This is a genomic window from Pseudomonas borbori, from assembly GCF_900115555.1.
In the GTDB taxonomy this organism is placed as follows: Bacteria; Pseudomonadota; Gammaproteobacteria; order Pseudomonadales; family Pseudomonadaceae; genus Aquipseudomonas; species Aquipseudomonas borbori.
The window spans coordinates 36,038-51,608 of record NZ_FOWX01000008.1 but is presented as its reverse complement, the minus strand read 5'-3'; the positions used below and the strand labels follow the sequence as shown (position 1 = coordinate 51,608).

Genomic DNA, 15,571 nt, shown 5'->3' with positions numbered 1-15,571 from the left:
CCTCGCAAGGCAACTCGCCTGGCTACAACGCAACATCAGCAACGCGGGTGATCTTTCAGCGCCGGTCAAACCTGGGCTGCGAGAATCCGGCGCTCCCAGGGAGTGATCTCATCGAGGTAGCTGGCCCATTCCAGGGTCTTGCTGGCGATGTAGCCTTCGATGAACTCCTTGCCAAACAGTTCTATGGCCAATCGACTGTTTTTCAGACGCTCGATGGCGGCTGGCAGGGTACAGGGCAGGGTCAAATTATCCGGCACCTCGAACTCACCCTGAATCGGCGCACTAGGCTGCAACCGCTGCTCGAGACCATGCAGCCCGGCCGCCAGACTTGCCGCCAGCGCCAGATAGGGGTTGGCATCGGCGCCTGGCAGGCGATTCTCCACCCGCCGAGCCAGCGGCGAACTGGCCGGAATCCGCAGACCCGCGGCGCGATTGTCTTCCGACCAGCAGGCATTATTTGGCGAAGCAAAGGGATGACAGAGCCGCTGGTAGGAGTTCACATACGGAGCGAATAGCAGGGTGAAATCCGCCAGCGCCGCTTGCTGGCCGGCGATGAAGTGATAGAAAGCCGGCGTCGCCTGACCATCCGCGGCGCTGAAGATGTTGCGCCCATTGCCCTGCTCGACCACGCTCTGGTGGATATGCATGGAGCTGCCGGGGGTATGCGCCAGCGGCTTGGCCATGCACACCACCGTCAGCCCGTGCTTGAGGGCGACCTCCTTGAGCAGGTGCTTGAACAGCAAGGTCTGGTCGGCCAGCTGCACGGGATCGCCATGCAGCAGATTGATCTCGAACTGACTGACGCCCATCTCGTGCATAAAGGTATCGCGCGGCAAGCCTAGCTCGGCCATGCACCGATACACCTCGCTGAAGAACGGCCGCAGGCCGTTATTCGAGCTGATGCTGAAGGCACTGCCGCCATCCTCGCGCCGGCCATCCAGACCTGCGGGCGGCTGAAACGCTTGCTGTGGGTCTGGGTTGGGCGCAAACACGAAGAACTCCAACTCGGTCGCCACCACCGGCTGCCAACCGTGGGCGGCATAGTTCGCCACCACCTGCTTGAGCAAAGCGCGGGTGGATAGCCCCGAGCTACGACCATCGAGCTCAACCGCGTCGCAGATCGCCAGCGCACGCGGCGGATCGCTCCAGGGCAGACGGTGGATCTGGGCCGGATCGGCACTCAGCGCCAGATCACCGTCGTCACTGCCGTAGAAACGTGGCGACGGGTAACCGCCCATGATGCATTGCAGCAGCACGCCACGAGCAAGTTGCAAGCGCCGGCCTTCGAGGAAGCCCGCGGCGGTCATCACCTTGCCGCGCGGCACGCCGTTCAGATCCGGGGTCACGCACTCGACTTCATCGACGCCGCGCAAAAGTTCTTCCAGTGCACTGCTGCTAACGGTGTTCATCTGTTCCTGTCCTTAGTGGCGCAGCGGCCGTAATCCAACGGCGACGCGTACAAAATACGCAGCGGCCGTGCATGATTTCAAGCAGGCTACCCAGCAGTTGTTACTTGCAAGTAGTCGGCAGATAAAAACATCTAATATTTAGATGATATTAATCGCCAAATACAAGCCTCGAAAATCTCCTCGAAAGAACCCGTTAAATCCTCTGAAACAGCCGAAATAAAAGGGTCAACACCTACTATCGACAGCATCGATTATTACCATGCACGAGCTGCACTTCTTCATCTATTTTTCATCAGTAATATGGGCCCCGTAGCCACTTACCGCCCCCACGAGGAGCCTGAAGATGAAAAAGCAAATCCTTGCCAGCCTGATCCTGACCAGCTTGTCCCTTAGTGCTTTCGCCCTGCCACAAAGCACTCCGCTACCCCTGTCCGGCGGCGTTAATGCCGGCAGCACCCTCGCCGCCGATGGCGCCGAGCGCACCGGCGTCAACCGTTTTGCCGCAGACGGTGCCGAGCGTACCGGGGTCAACCGCATCGCCGCAGACGGTGCCGAGCGTACCGGCGTCAAGCGCATCGCCGCAGACGGTGCCGAGCGTACCGGCGTCAAGCGCATCGCCGCAGACGGCGCCGACCGCACCGGCGTCAACCGCATAGGCTGATATCCACACGCTGAGCGGACTGCTCAGCGCAACCCGTGCATGCAAAAAACAAAAGGCGCCCTAACCGGCGCCTTTGCTGTTTCGGCTCGCCATCGAAGCCCCCTACTCCAGACGCGCCAGGCGTTCTTCCAATTCGGCCACCCGCGCTTCCAGCGCATCCAGGCGACTCTCATCGTATGCGCTGGCGGACGGACGCTCGACGTGGCTCGCACGGGCGTCAATGATGGCCTGAAGGTCGGCAGGATCGCCCAGCAGGTGCATGTAGCGATCCTCGCGCTGCCCGGCCTGGCGCGGCAACTGGCAGAGCAATCCACGGCTGATCAAGCGCTCCAGGTTGTGCTGCAGCTGCTCGGCATCCTCGAACGCATACATGCGGCTGCTGCGCGTCAACAACTCGTTGACCGTTTGCGGCCCGCGCAACAGCAGCAGGCCGATCAGGACGACCTGGGCCGCCACCAACTCCAGCGCCTTGTCCGCGCGATGCTCCCAGCGATCGGCGCGACTGCCCATCACCAGACGGGTCAGGCCGCGCCCCTCGAGGCTGCGCAAACCCTGGCCGACCTGCCCGGCGGTGAGGCTCATCAAGGGTTCGCGACTGGTTTTCTGGTTGCAGGCCAGCACCAGGGCATTCAGGGTCAGCGGATAGACTTCCGGGGTGGTCGCCTGCTTCTCGATCAGACAGCCGAGGATGCGAGCTTCGGCCGCAGTCAGCGGTGAATCGACGGGCGGGGTTGTGGTTTCGCTGCTCATGGTAATTCCCTGTGACTCGGACGTGCCGATAGCCTAGCTCGACTGGCGCCGGGTTGACATGGCTAGCACTAGGAGCCTGTCAGGTTACTGACGGACTGAAACACAAAAGGCCTGCGCCATGCGCAAGCCTTTTTCATATGGCGTCCCCTGCTGGAATCGAACCAGCATCTAGCCCTTAGGAGGGGCTTGTTCTATCCCTTGAACTAAGGGGACTCGGTAACTCTGCTTGTAACTCTGCCCGGCAATGCTGCCGACCGGGCCGCATGTTAACCAGCCTCGACGGATTTGTCATGTCACTGCCATCAACCCGCAGCCATACTTTAAATCGACCACCGAGGAGATCGCCATGACCCAGCCAGCATCCAGGCATGTGCCGGATTCCCCATTTACCCACCTGGCACTGCGCGCCGCCTGCTCCGGCGACGCCCAGGCGCTGAGCGCGCTACTGCAGCAACTGGCCCCCGACGAAGCACGCCCCGAGCCAAAACTGTTGGCTCTGCGCCTGAACGAGCCAGCGGTGAACTGCGTGGTGCTGGTGGCTGAGCGCGACGGCAAACTGCTCGGCACCTGCACGCTCCACCTGATCGAGCACCTGGCGCACAACTTCGCCCGCTCGGCGATTCTCGAGGACGTGGTCGTGGATGCCGACGCCCGCGGTCTGGGCATAGGCCGGGCCTTGATCGACAAAGCCGTTGAACGCGCCCGCGCCTGGGGCTGCTACAAGCTGGCGCTGTCGAGCAACCAGAGCCGCGAAGACGCGCACCGTTTCTATGCGACCCTGGGTTTCAAGCCCCACGGCGTCAGCCTGGCCATGACGCTGGAGTGAGACAGCTGTCTCGACACGACCTTCCGAGGCTAAAGCACCGAGGGCGGACAAGCTTCGCCTTGTCCACCCGACGCCGGATGCAACCCCGACGGCTGACGCTTAGGCGAACAGCCCAAGGGTATGCAGGAACACGATCAAGATGCCTACCGGCGTGACCCAGCGCAGCAGCTGCCACCACAGTGTGAACAGCTGCGCGTGGCCAATCCCCAAGGCTTCCTGCACGGTAGTGCGGCTCAACGCCCAGCCGGTGAACAGCACCGTACCCAGTCCGCCGAGGGGCATCATCAGGTTGGTGGTCAGGTAGTCCAGGCCGTCGAAGAAGGTCTTGCCGAACAGGGTGACCTCCGCCCAGGCGTTGAACGACAACACCGTACCCAGACTCAGCAGCCACAGCGCCAGGCCACTCAGCAGCACCGCCTTGAGCCGGCCGATACCGAACTTCTCCACCAGCCAGGCGATGGTCGGCTCGCTCAGCGAGATCGCCGAGGTCAGCGCGGCGAGCGCCAGCATGATGAAGAACAGCCCGCCGACCACCTGACCGAACGGCATCTGGCCGAAGGCGATCGGCAGGGTGACGAAGATCAACCCGGGCCCCGCGCCCGGCTCCAGGCCGTTGGCGAACACCAGCGGGAAGATCGCCAGCCCGGCGAGCAAGGCCACCGCGGTATCGGCCAGGGCCACCATCAGCGAGGTCTTGACGATGGAGGTGCCGGCCGGCAGGTAGGAGCCGTAGACCATCATCGCGCCGCTGGCCAGGCTGAGAGTGAAGAAGGCGTGCCCCAGGGCCACCAGCACGCCCTGGGTACTGAGCTTGCTGAAATCAGCGTCGAACAGGAAGTGCACGGCCTCGAGGAAATGCCCGGTGGTGGTGGCGTAGCCCACCAGGATCAGCAGCAGCACGAACAGTCCCGGCATCATGAAGCGCAGTGCGCGCTCCAGGCCTTCGCGTACGCCCAGGGCGACGATGCCCAGGGTCAGCAGCAACACCAGGGTGCCGTAACCGGCCAGTTTCCAGGGATCGCCGAGCATGGCGCCGAACAGCGCGCCGCTACTCTCGCCGTCCAGTCCGGCGAAACTGCCCACGGCCGCCGCCGGCGCATAGGCCAGGGCCCAGCCGGCCACCACGGCATAGAAGCTGAGGATGAGGAACCCGGTGAGCACCGCCAGCGTGCCCAGCCAGCGCCAATGGCGACTGGCACCCACCTGCCGGGCCACGGCGGCGAAGGCGCCCTCGGGGTTGGCCCGGCCGCGGCGCCCTATCATCACCTCGGCCATCAACAGCGGAATGCCGATGGCCAGGATGCAGGCCAGGTAGACCAGGACGAAGGCGCCGCCGCCGTTCTCCCCGGTGATATAGGGGAACTTCCAGATATTGCCCAGGCCCACCGCCGAACCGGTGGCGGCGAGGAAGAACACCCAGCGCGACGACCACAGGCCGCGCGCGGCGCCTGTGCTGATGGGGCCGGCACTGGCGCCGGCGACGATACTGTTTTGACTCATTGGGACTTGCCCTCTTGTTGTTGTGAAAAAGTCAGATGAGAAGCGAACGTAGGGTGGATCGGGGCGCGTAGCTGACGCCCTTTTGATCCACTGCTAACCGGCAATGGAAGCGTCATCCACCCTAGGTCCTGGTGCGCGCGGCCCAGGCGGCCCCGCGCACCCCACGGTCAGCGCCCGGCGTGCAGCCGCTCCTGGGCCATGCGATCGGCCACCGCCGTGGTGGTGCTGCCCTCACGCTCGGCGCGCTGGAAAATCTCCGTCAGGGTGGCGCCGATGCCTTCGATATGCGCCTTGAGTTCGGCGGTGCTGCCGCCGTTGCGCTCATAGCAGACATCGATGATGCCGCCGGCATTGATCGCGTAATCCGGGGCATACAAGCAGCCACGCCGGCGCAGTTCCTCGGCCAGCCCGGCATCGGCCAGCTGGTTGTTGGCCGCCCCGGCGATCACCGGGGCGCGCAGGGCTTCGAGGGTCTGCGGGTTGATGATGGCGCCCATGGCGCAGGGGGCGAACACGTCCACCTCGAGGCCGTAGATATCATTCTGGCCGACGGCCGTGGCGCCCAGTTGCTCCACCGCGCGGCGCACGTTGGCCTCGACTATGTCGGTCACCCACAGTTCGGCACCGGCCTCCTTGAGCTGCTGCGCCAGGCCGAAACCGACCTGGCCGACACCCTGGATCGCCACCCGCAGTCCCTTGAGATCGTCACGCCCGAGGCGATGTTTGACCGCTGCCTGCAGGCCGATAAACACGCCGTAAGCCGTCGAGGGCGACGGATCGCCATTGCGCATGCCACCGCCAAAGGCTTCGCGCTGACCGGCGCCGGCCACATGGCGGGTGCGCTCGGCCATGATCTGCATTTCCGCCACCCCGGTACCGGAGTCGGCGGCGGTGATGTAGCGCCCACCCAGGCTGTCGACGAAATCGCCCATGGCCTGGAACAGCGCCGCGCTCTTGCCGGTGTGCGGATTGCCGATGATCACCGCCTTGCCGCCGCCGAGCGGCAGCCTGGCCAGCGCCGACTTGTAGCTCATGCCGCGCGACAGGCGCAGCACATCGCGCAACGCTTCCTCATCGGAGGCATAGGGCCACATGCGGCAACCGCCGAGGGCCGGGCCGAGGTTGCGGTTGTGGATGGCGATGATCGCCTTCAGGCCGCTGGCCTGATCGTGGCCGTAGACCACCTGTTCGTGGTGATCGAATTCGATATGGGAAAACACAGACATGGGGATTCCTTGGGAGGTTCTTGTTTGGGGGATCGGGGTTGCAAAAATCGCTGCAGGAGGCCCGCCCTCGGGGGCGGGCTTTTGGCAACCCTGCGGCCTGCATCGCCGCGGGGCGCGTGCCCCACATGGATGTGGGAAATGCCGCAAGCCCGTCCGGAACGGGCGCGGCCCTCCTACAGTACGAAGCGCCTGTCAGGCCGCCGGCTCGAACAGCTGCACCGCCTGAATCTCGCTGGCACTCAAGCGTTCGCGCAGTTGCCTCTCCTGCTCACGCACCTTGATCAGGCTCTGCTCCTTGACGTGGCCATAACCGCGGATCTGCTCCGGCAGTTCGGCCAGCGCCACGGCGCTGCGGTAGTTGCCGGCATTCAGCTGCTTGAGCAGGTAGTCGACGCTGCGTTCGTAGTCCTCGATCAGCTGCAGCTCCAACTTGCGTTCGGCGCTGTAGCCGAACAGGTCGAGCGGCGTGCCGCGCAGGATCTTGAACTTGGCCAATAGACCGAAGGCCTTGAGCATCCAGGGGCCGAACTGGCGCTTGCGTGGCTGGCCGGTAACGGGATCGGGCTTGGCCAGCCAGGACGGCGCCAGGTGAAACTCCAGGCGGTAGTCGCCCTGGAACTGCGCCTCGAGCTGCTGGATAAAGCGGCCGTCGCTGTACAGCCGGGCCACCTCGTACTCGTCCTTGTAGGCCAGCAGCTTGGCGTAGTAGCGCGCCACCGCCCGGCTCAGGGCCTGGTCGGCGCCCTGATCGGCCAGACGCACGCGCTGCACCAGCGCGTGGTAGCGCTCGGCATAGGCCGTGCTCTGGTAGGCGGTCAGACGCTGCACACGGTCGGCGACTATTTCGTCCAGGCTCTGGCACCGCGGCGCCTCGGCCACCTTGGGTGCGGCCAGCTTCTCCACCGCCGCCAGATCATGGGCGGCACGGCGGCCCCAGAGGAAGGCCTGCTGGTTGAGCTGCACCGCCACGCCGTTGAGCTCGATGGCCTTGGCGATGGCTTCGGCCGAAACCGGCACCAATCCCTTCTGGTAGGCAAACCCGAGCATGAACAGGTTGCTGGCGATGCTGTCGCCGAGCAGGCGGGTGGCCAGGCGGGTGGCGTCGACGAAGTGGGTCTTGCCCGCGCCCACCGCCTCGACCAGCGCCTCGCGCATGGCCGCGCCGGGCACCTGGGCATCCGGGTTGCGGGTGAACTCGGCGGTGGCCGCCTCATGGCTGTTGATCACCGCGTGGGCGATCTTGTCGTTGAGCTTGGCCAGGGCCTCCTCGCTGGCGGATACCACCAGGTCGCAGCCGAGCAGCAGGTCGGTCTCGCCGGCTGCGATGCGCACCGCGTAGATGTCGTCCTGCTTGGCGGCGACGCGGATATGGGTCACCACCGGACCGAACTTCTGCGCCAGACCGGCCTGGTCGAGCACGCTGCAGCCCTTGCCTTCCAGGTGCGCGGCCATGCCCAGCAGCGCGCCGACGGTGGTCACGCCGCTGCCGCCGACGCCCGGCAGGAGGATGTTCCAGGGCCGCTCCAGCGATGGCTGACGCGGCTCCGGCAGGGCGACGAACAGCGCATTGGCGCCCACCGCCTCCGGCTTGCGCAGGCTGCCGCCGTGCACGGTGACGAAGCTCGGGCAGAAGCCCTCGACGCAGGAGAAGTCCTTGTTGCAGGCGTTCTGGTCGATCTCGCGCTTGCGCCCCAGCTCGGTCTCCAGCGGCAGCACCGACAGGCAGTTGGATTTCACGCTGCAATCGCCGCAACCCTCGCACACCGCCGGGTTGATGAAGGCGCGCTTGGCCGGGTCGACCAGCTTGCCGCGCTTGCGCCGGCGGCGCTTCTCGGTGGCGCAGGTCTGGTCGTAGATGATCACCGAGGTGCCCTTGAACTCGCGCAGCTCGCGCTGCACCGCGTCCAGCTCGCTGCGGTGATGGAAGCTCACGATGGGGGCGAAGGTCTCGCGCGTCGGGTACTTGTCCGGCTCGTCGCTGACCAGGGCGATGCGCTTGACACCCTCGGCGAACACCTGCTGGCTGAGCTGATCGACACGCAGCTCGCCGTCGATCGGCTGGCCGCCGGTCATGGCCACCGCGTCGTTGTAGAGGATCTTGTAGGTGATATTGACCCCGGCCGCCACGGCCGCGCGCAGGGCCAGTTGGCCGGAGTGGAAGTAGGTGCCGTCGCCGAGGTTCTGGAAAATGTGCGCGGTGTCGGTGAACGGCGCCTGGCCGATCCAGGTCGCGCCCTCGCCGCCCATCTGGGTGAAGGTGTCGGTATTGCGGTCCATCCACTGGGTCATGTAATGGCAACCGATGCCGCCCTGGGCGCGGCTGCCTTCCGGCAGTTTGGTCGAGGTATTGTGCGGACAACCGGAGCAGAAATGCGGGGTGCGCACGGTGCTGTGCTTGGGCGCCGCCAGCGACGCTTCCTTGGCGGCGAGAAAGGCCAGGCGTTCGTCGATGCTGGCGCTGCTGTAGATCGGCGCCAGGCGCTTGGCGATGGCGCGGGCGATCATCGCCGGAGTCAGTTCGGACAGGTTTGGCAGCAGGGAAACGCCGCTCTCGTCGAACTCGCCGACCACCCGCGGACGCTTGCCCACCGGCCAGTTGTAGAGCTGGCCGGTCAACTGGTCCTCGATGATGCTGCGCTTCTCCTCGACCACCAGGATCTCGTCCAGGCCCTCGGCGAATTCGTGCACCGACACCGGCTCCAGCGGCCAGCTCATGCCGACCTTGAGCACACGCAGGCCGACCTGGGCGCATAAGGCTTCGTCCAGGCCGAGGTCTTCCAAGGCCTGGCGCACGTCCAGGTAGGACTTGCCGGTGGTGACGATGCCCAGGCGCGGATTGGGCGAATCGAGCATCACCCGGTTGAGGTTGTTGGCGCGGGCGAAGGCGCGGGCGGCGTAGATCTTGTAGGTGTTGAGGCGCTTTTCCTGAGCCAGGGGCGGATCCGGCCAGCGGATATACACACCGTCTTCCGGCAGCTGGAAATCCTCGGGAATCTTCACTTCGATACGCAGCGGATCGACGTCCACCACCGCCGAGGAGTCGACGTTCTCGGCGATGGTCTTCAGTGCCACCCAGCAACCGCTGTAGCGCGACAGCTCCCAGCCGATGATGCCGTAGTCGAGGATCTCCTGGACGTTGGCCGGATTGAGCACCGGGATCGAGGCGGCGATAAAGGCGTGCTCGCTCTGGTTGGCGATGCTCGAGGACTTGCAGCCGTGGTCGTCGCCGGCCAGCAGCAGCACGCCGCCATGCTCGGAGACGCCGGCCGAGTTGCCGTGCTTGAACACATCGCCGCAGCGGTCGACGCCGGGCCCCTTGCCGTACCACATGGCGAACACGCCATCGTAGCGCGCGCCGGGGAACAGGTTGGCCTGCTGGCTGCCCCACACCGAGGTGGCGGCCAACTCTTCGTTGACCCCGGGCTGAAAGTGGATGGCGTTTTCCTGGAGGAAGCCCTTGGCTTCCCACAGGCTCTTGTCCAGGTTGCCCAGCGGCGAGCCGCGGTAGCCGGAGATGAAGCAGGCGGTATTCAGGCCGTGGGCCGCATCGCGCTGCTTTTGTAGCATCGGCAGGCGGGTCAGCGCCTGGGTGCCGGTGAGGTAGAGGTGACCAGTGGCAAGGCGATACTTGTCATCCAGGCGGATCTCGGCCAGAGACATGCGGACGCTCCTTTTATTTTTATGGAGAGCTAGGCTGGCAACGGTGAATGCCAACCGGGTTCTGTTTCGTCCGGGATCACCGGGCTAAACGACTGGCTAAGAATATGACTGAGCGGTACGGAGATTTTCTTTCTAATTTAGGGCCGTAAAGCCAATACTGCGCATGACCTTTCCAACAAGTACGAAAAATAGGAAGAAATCATGCAGGAAAAGCTCAACCCTCTCGATCGCAAGATTTTGCGCCTGCTGCAGCACAATGCCGACCTGTCCGCCGCCGAGATCGCGGAGAAGGTCGAACTGTCGCAATCGCCCTGCTGGAGGCGGATTCACCGCATGCAGGAAGAAGGCCTGATCGAGCGCAAGGTCGCCCTGCTCAACCCCAAGTTGCTCGGCCTGGGCATGACCGTGTTCGTCGACATCAAGCTGTCGGCCCATGGCCGCAAGAACCTGGAGGAATTCGAGCAGGCGGTGGTCGGCTATCCGCAAGTGCTGGAGTGCTACACCATGGCCGGCGGCTCAGACTACCTGCTCAAGGTGGTGGCCAAGGACATCGCCGACTACGAGCGCTTCCTGCGCGACCACCTGCTGCAGCGCCCGCACGTGCAGGAGGCGCATTCGAACATCGCCATGAGCGAGGTCAAACGCACCACCGAGTTGCCGCTGGATTGAGGCGCAGCTCGCTCCGGCGATGCACCGTGCGGAGCGCGGCGACACATGCCGTGCCCATTACCCACGGCGCACGGCCTGCGCGAACGACACCCAACGGACAGAGCCGGCCCCCAGCAGAGTCAGACGCGGGCGCGATTGGCGCCGATCAGGCTCAGCAGGTTAGCCACCGTGCGCTCGAGGTGGCCGGAATTGTCCAGCACATGCACCCCCTCGGTCGCGGCAGCGCTGTCAAACAATGCGTTGCGGGCCAGGCGCCGCTCGATCTGCTCGGGCGCCTCGCGGCCACGCGCCAGCAGGCGCTGGCGCAGCACATCCATATCGACCTTGAGCAGCACCCCGATCAGCTCGGGATAGCGCTGGCGCGCCTGGCCCAGATAGGCCCGCGAGCCATTGACCAGCACATCCTGGCCGGTCGCCAGCCATTCATCGATCTGCCTGGGTATGCCGTAGGCCAGGCCATTGGCGCGCCAACTCAGAGCAAAGTCCCCCTCGCACTGCATCCGGTCGAACTCGACGGGAGAAACACCTATCGCCGCCTCCCCCACCGCCTCGGCAGAACGGGTGATGACCCGTTGCGCAATACGACAGCCATATGCAGCCAGCCGCTCGCGCACCGCGCTCAGCAGGCTGTCCTTGCCCGAGCCCGAAGGCCCCATCAGATAAATCAACCTGCCCCCCATCAGCACACCCTTTTCGCTAGTTGCCAGACTTGCAGGATCAACACCTTGAAATCCCGCTCGACTCAGGGTCCGACCGCCTTCAAGGCAGCTGGTTTCATGGGCATGGCGCACGGCGCAACAGGCCGAGCATGCCATGCTGGCACGGCATGCATTCATGCCAGCCAAGCAGGATGTTTTGCACTACGCTTACAAGCAATTGGATCGAACGACTGGAAGATGCAGCCAATGCCAGCCTACAGGCGGCGTACTTTTCCATTCAAGTGCCCGTGCGCCCGCATAGGGCGATCGGCACCGGCGTGCTGTCGCCAGCCATGCCGATCGCAGCAGACTTACCCGGCGCGTAGCGAGGCAGAACGCGCCAATCAGCGCGACCATTTCACTCGACTGCACGGACAAGGAGAGAAAAGAGGGCGACCGTTTACCGACGCACATCTGCTGCGGACGCCTCCCTGATCGTTACGCTCACGGAGCTGCAAGCTGGTAACGGCCTGCTAGCGCAGCCCTGGCCAGGTAAATCCCGTGTCAGCCGCGTTGCCGAGCCATTAGATCAGAGTGACTGGTATTTGTTTTTTCCGGCGAATAAATACCGGTCTTTTGCCCAACAACTCGCATTCCTGACGATTGGTGCTGGCAATGAGCCTTTACACCCGACACAATGCGACATGGAATTGGCGTCAAATATTTGCATCATCGATGCAACCATATCGATGCAAATGGCGATTCCGAGTGAACAGCTAGTGCTAAAGATGGTCAAACCAGTGACAATCACGTGGCTCACTGCCAGCATCGCTTCCCTGAACTAATCGGTTAAATGTATGCGCCCAATGAAACAGGCTATTTATTCCAGCCGCACGGCTGACAAATTTGTCGTTCGCTTGCCTGATGGCATGCGCGAGCGCATCGCTGATGTCGCGCGCAATCATCATCGTAGCATGAACTCGGAAATCATCGCCCGCCTCGAGCAGAGCATGCTTCAGGAAAGCGGCCTGGGCGATGAACTCAACGTCAGCCTGGACAGCCCCGAGCTATCCTTGCACGAACGCGAGTTGCTGCAGCGCTTCCGCCAGCTATCCCGGCGCCAGCAAAATGCCCTGGTGGCACTGATCGCCCATGACGCCGAGATGGCCGCTGAAGAAGCCTAAGCTGCAACGCTAAAAAACCGGCTCCCGGCCGGTTTTTTTTGTTGGCCAAAGAAAAGCCGCCCTGAACAGGCGGCTATTCTTTGTTTGCAGCGGCTAAGCGCGCTTGTCGTCAGCCGACAAAGCTGAGCAACACCCCGGCCGCCACCGCCGAGCCGATCACCCCGGCCACGTTCGGCCCCATGGCGTGCATCAGCAGGAAGTTCTGCGGATTGGCTTCCAGGCCAACCTTGTTCGACACCCGCGCCGCCATTGGCACCGCCGACACCCCGGCCGAACCGATCAGCGGGTTGATCTTGTTGCTGCTGAACATGTTCATCAGCTTGGCCATCAACACACCGGCAGCAGTACCCGCGCAGAACGCCAGCATGCCCAGGCAGAGGATGCCCAGGGTTTTCAGCTGCAGGAAGGAGTCGGCCGAGAGTTTCGAACCCACGGTCAGACCGAGGAAGATGGTGACGATATTGATCAGCGCATTGCGCGAGGTATCGGCCAGACGCTCGACCACACCAGCTTCGCGCAGCAGGTTACCGAGGGCAAACATGCCAATCAGCGGCGCAGCATCAGGTAGCAGCAAGCCGATCAGCAGGCACAGCATGATCGGGAAGACGATCTTCTCGGCCTGCCCCACCGGGCGCAGTTGCTGCATGACGATGGCGCGCTCTTCCTTGGTGGTCAGCGCGCGCATGATCGGCGGTTGAATCAACGGCACCAGCGCCATATAGGCATAGGCCGCCACCGCAATCGGACCGAGCAGATGCGGAGCCAGCTTGGACGTCACGAAAATCGAGGTCGGACCATCCGCACCGCCGATAATCGCAATGGATGCGGCTTCCTTGAGGGTGAACTCAAGCCCCGGAATACCCAGAGCCGTCAGCGCCAGCGCGCCCATCAGGGTGCCGAAAATACCAAACTGCGCCGCAGCCCCAAGCAACAGGGTTTTCGGGTTGGCCAGCATCGGCCCGAAGTCGGTCATGGCCCCGACGCCGAGAAAGATCAGCAGCGGGAAGATACTGGTAGGCAGGCCCACCTCGTAGATCATATGCAGGAAGCCGGCACCCTCGGCCATATTGGCCACCGGAATGTTGGCCAGCAGGCCGCCGAAACCAATCGGCAACAGCAGCAAGGGCTCAAAGCCCTTCTTGATCGCCAGATAGATCAGCAGGATGCACACGGCGATCATAAACAGCTGACCAACCTCGATGTGGTACAGGCCCGTGCTCTGCCAGAGTTTGAGGAGCTTATCCATTACCGCGCTCCTTAAGCGATGGTCAGCAGGCTGTCGCCCACCGCCACCGCATCACCCACCTTGACGTTGACCGCACCTAGAGTGCCGGACTTGAACGCACGGATCTCGGTTTCCATCTTCATCGCTTCGAGGATGATCACCAACTGCCCTTCTTCCACAGCCTGCCCCGGCTGCACCAACACCTTGAAGATATTGCCGGCCAAAGGGGCGTTTTGCGACTCGCCGCCACCCGCCGGCAACGCGGCGGCAGCAGGCGCAGCGCCAACCGCGACGCCACCAAGCGGCTTGATGCCATCGATATCGCCACCCTCATTGACCTGGACCACAAAGGACTTGCCGTTAACTTCAACGGTGTAGACCTCGGGCTTGCCTGCTTCACGAGCCGGCTGTTCCTTGCCAGTCGGTGCCGGCTCGAAGGCCGCCGGATTGCCGCGATTCTCCAGGAACTTCAGGCCGATCTGCGGGAACAGCGCATAGGTCAGCACGTCGTCGATTTCATCTTTGGCCAGCTTGATGCCCTTCTCCCGGGCGATACCCTTGAGTTCGGCAGTCAGCTTGTCCATCTCGGCTTCAAGCAGGTCGGCGGGACGACAGGTAATCGCCTCGGCGCCATCCAGCACCCGCGCCTGCAGTTCCTTGTTGAAAGGTGCCGGCGCTGCGCCGTACTCACCCTTCAGCACACCGGCAGTTTCCTTGGTGATCGACTTGTAGCGCTCGCCGGTCAATACGTTGATCACTGCCTGGGTACCAACGATCTGCGAGGTCGGCGTCACCAGCGGGATAAAGCCCAGGTCCTCGCGCACCCGCGGAATCTCGGCCAACACTTCGTCGAACTTGTCCTGGGCACCCTGCTCTTTCAGCTGGCTTTCCATATTGGTGAGCATGCCGCCCGGCACCTGGGCGACCAGGATGCGCGAATCGACGCCCTTGAGGTTGCCCTCGAACTTGGCGTACTTCTTCCGTACTTCACGGAAGTAGGCGGCGATTTCTTCGAGCAGTTCCAGGTTCAAACCAGTGTCGCGCTCGGAGCCCTGGAAGATCGCCACCACCGACTCGGTTGGCGAGTGACCGTAGGTCATCGAAAGCGAGGAAATCGCCGTGTCGACGTTATCGATGCCGGCCTCCACCGCCTTGAGGATGGCTGCGGTCGACAGCCCTGCGGTGGCGTGGCACTGCATATGGATCGGGATCGACAGGGTGGCCTTGAGGCGCGCCACCAGTTCGAAAGCGGTGTAGGGATTGAGAATCCCGGCCATGTCCTTGATCGCTACCGAATCGGCGCCCATGTCTTCGATCTGCTTGGCCAGATCGACCCACATCTCCAGGGTATGCACCGGACTGGTGGTGTAGGAGATGGTGCCCTGGGCATGCTTACCCAGTTGCTTGACCGCCTTCAGTGCGGTCTGCAGGTTGCGCGGATCGTTCATCGCGTCGAACACGCGGAACACATCGACCCCATTAAAGGCGGCGCGCTCGACGAATTTCTCCACCACGTCATCGGCGTAGTGGCGATAGCCGAGCAGGTTCTGCCCGCGCAGGAGCATCTGCTGGCGGGTATTGGGCATGGCCTTTTTCAACTCACGGATGCGATGCCATGGATCTTCACCCAGGTAACGAATGCAGGAATCGAAAGTCGCGCCACCCCAGGACTCTACCGACCAGAAACCGACCTGATCGAGCTTGGGCGCGATCGGCAACATGTCTTCCAGGCGTACACGCGTCGCCAGAATCGACTGGTGAGCATCGCGCAGCACCACATCGGTGATTCCGAGTGCTTGTTTAACGGCAGTCATACAGGTGCT

Annotated in this window: 12 protein-coding genes and 1 tRNA gene; 4 read left to right on the top strand and 9 right to left on the bottom strand. The window is 63.5% G+C overall.

The features are described 5' to 3' along the window. Positions 1-65: 65 nt before the first annotated feature. Complete coding sequence (locus BM315_RS07785) at positions 66-1,307, bottom strand: glutamine synthetase family protein (RefSeq protein ID WP_170862179.1); 1,242 nt, start codon at positions 1,305-1,307, stop codon at positions 66-68. Between the two features lie 445 nt (positions 1,308-1,752). Between BM315_RS07785 and BM315_RS07780 the strand changes: the two genes are divergently transcribed. Next, the gene (locus BM315_RS07780) at positions 1,753-2,070 is read left to right on the top strand and encodes a hypothetical protein (protein ID WP_090499534.1); all 318 of its coding nucleotides are present in this window, start codon (positions 1,753-1,755) and stop codon (positions 2,068-2,070) included. A gap of 102 nt (positions 2,071-2,172) precedes the next feature. Here the strand turns inward: BM315_RS07780 and BM315_RS07775 are convergent, their stop codons facing one another. Then, positions 2,173-2,820 carry a YceH family protein gene (locus BM315_RS07775; protein ID WP_090499532.1) on the bottom strand — a complete coding sequence of 216 codons (648 nt, stop codon included), beginning with the start codon at positions 2,818-2,820 and terminating at the stop codon, positions 2,173-2,175. 138 nt (positions 2,821-2,958) lie between these two features. Then, positions 2,959-3,033, bottom strand: a tRNA-Arg gene (locus tag BM315_RS07770). 133 nt (positions 3,034-3,166) lie between these two features. On the opposite strand from BM315_RS07770, the gene BM315_RS07765 reads away from it, so the two are divergent. Continuing rightward, on the top strand, positions 3,167-3,646 hold the full coding sequence (locus tag BM315_RS07765; RefSeq protein WP_244527269.1) for a GNAT family N-acetyltransferase: 480 nt from the start codon (positions 3,167-3,169) through the stop codon (positions 3,644-3,646). A 99-nt stretch (positions 3,647-3,745) separates the two neighbouring features. Here the strand turns inward: BM315_RS07765 and BM315_RS07760 are convergent, their stop codons facing one another. The 3 genes from BM315_RS07760 to BM315_RS07750 all read right to left on the bottom strand — a co-directional run bounded on the left by BM315_RS07760 (position 3,746) and on the right by BM315_RS07750 (position 10,032). Further along, on the bottom strand, positions 3,746-5,146 hold the full coding sequence (locus tag BM315_RS07760; protein WP_090499528.1) for a sodium-dependent transporter: 1,401 nt from the start codon (positions 5,144-5,146) through the stop codon (positions 3,746-3,748). Between the two features lie 167 nt (positions 5,147-5,313). Beyond that, the gene (locus tag BM315_RS07755) at positions 5,314-6,372 is read right to left on the bottom strand and encodes a Glu/Leu/Phe/Val dehydrogenase dimerization domain-containing protein (protein ID WP_090499526.1); all 1,059 of its coding nucleotides are present in this window, start codon (positions 6,370-6,372) and stop codon (positions 5,314-5,316) included. 192 nt (positions 6,373-6,564) lie between these two features. Next, positions 6,565-10,032, bottom strand: a complete 3,468-nt coding sequence (locus BM315_RS07750; protein WP_090499524.1) for an indolepyruvate ferredoxin oxidoreductase family protein — start codon at positions 10,030-10,032, stop codon at positions 6,565-6,567. Between the two features lie 201 nt (positions 10,033-10,233). Here BM315_RS07750 and BM315_RS07745 point away from each other — a divergent pair, with 201 nt between their 5' ends. Further along, positions 10,234-10,701, top strand: coding sequence for an Lrp/AsnC family transcriptional regulator (locus tag BM315_RS07745; RefSeq protein ID WP_090499522.1), 468 nt, complete (start codon positions 10,234-10,236; stop codon positions 10,699-10,701). Positions 10,702-10,820: 119 nt separating this feature from the next. On the opposite strand, the gene phnN is transcribed toward BM315_RS07745, so the two are convergent. Next, entirely contained in the window at positions 10,821-11,381 is a 561-nt protein-coding gene (gene phnN / locus BM315_RS07740) for a phosphonate metabolism protein/1,5-bisphosphokinase (PRPP-forming) PhnN (RefSeq protein ID WP_090499519.1), read from the bottom strand. An 815-nt stretch (positions 11,382-12,196) separates the two neighbouring features. Here phnN and BM315_RS07735 point away from each other — a divergent pair. Beyond that, positions 12,197-12,523 carry an Arc family DNA-binding protein gene (locus BM315_RS07735; protein ID WP_090499517.1) on the top strand — a complete coding sequence of 109 codons (327 nt, stop codon included), beginning with the start codon at positions 12,197-12,199 and terminating at the stop codon, positions 12,521-12,523. Positions 12,524-12,632: 109 nt separating this feature from the next. Here the strand turns inward: BM315_RS07735 and BM315_RS07730 are convergent, their stop codons facing one another. Next, positions 12,633-13,769: a sodium ion-translocating decarboxylase subunit beta gene (locus BM315_RS07730; protein WP_090499515.1), complete on the bottom strand. Its 1,137-nt coding sequence runs from the start codon at positions 13,767-13,769 to the stop codon at positions 12,633-12,635. Positions 13,770-13,780: 11 nt separating this feature from the next. After that, entirely contained in the window at positions 13,781-15,562 is a 1,782-nt protein-coding gene (gene oadA / locus BM315_RS07725; protein WP_090499513.1) for a sodium-extruding oxaloacetate decarboxylase subunit alpha, read from the bottom strand. Positions 15,563-15,571 lie beyond the last annotated feature (9 nt).

What these genes read in the sequence shown, in the direction of transcription:
- BM315_RS07735 (WP_090499517.1), top strand. Translation starts at nt 12,197, where the DNA reads ATGCGCCCAATGAAACAGGCTATTTATTCCAGCCGCACGGCTGACAAA.
- BM315_RS07785 (WP_170862179.1), bottom strand. Translation starts at nt 1,307, where the DNA reads ATGACCGCCGCGGGCTTCCTCGAAGGCCGGCGCTTGCAACTTGCTCGT.
- BM315_RS07745 (WP_090499522.1), top strand. Translation starts at nt 10,234, where the DNA reads ATGCAGGAAAAGCTCAACCCTCTCGATCGCAAGATTTTGCGCCTGCTG.
- phnN (WP_090499519.1), bottom strand. Translation starts at nt 11,381, where the DNA reads ATGGGGGGCAGGTTGATTTATCTGATGGGGCCTTCGGGCTCGGGCAAG.
- BM315_RS07760 (WP_090499528.1), bottom strand. Translation starts at nt 5,146, where the DNA reads ATGAGTCAAAACAGTATCGTCGCCGGCGCCAGTGCCGGCCCCATCAGC.
- BM315_RS07765 (WP_244527269.1), top strand. Translation starts at nt 3,167, where the DNA reads ATGACCCAGCCAGCATCCAGGCATGTGCCGGATTCCCCATTTACCCAC.
- oadA (WP_090499513.1), bottom strand. Translation starts at nt 15,562, where the DNA reads ATGACTGCCGTTAAACAAGCACTCGGAATCACCGATGTGGTGCTGCGC.
- BM315_RS07780 (WP_090499534.1), top strand. Translation starts at nt 1,753, where the DNA reads ATGAAAAAGCAAATCCTTGCCAGCCTGATCCTGACCAGCTTGTCCCTT.
- BM315_RS07730 (WP_090499515.1), bottom strand. Translation starts at nt 13,769, where the DNA reads ATGGATAAGCTCCTCAAACTCTGGCAGAGCACGGGCCTGTACCACATC.
- BM315_RS07755 (WP_090499526.1), bottom strand. Translation starts at nt 6,372, where the DNA reads ATGTCTGTGTTTTCCCATATCGAATTCGATCACCACGAACAGGTGGTC.
- BM315_RS07775 (WP_090499532.1), bottom strand. Translation starts at nt 2,820, where the DNA reads ATGAGCAGCGAAACCACAACCCCGCCCGTCGATTCACCGCTGACTGCG.
- BM315_RS07750 (WP_090499524.1), bottom strand. Translation starts at nt 10,032, where the DNA reads ATGTCTCTGGCCGAGATCCGCCTGGATGACAAGTATCGCCTTGCCACT.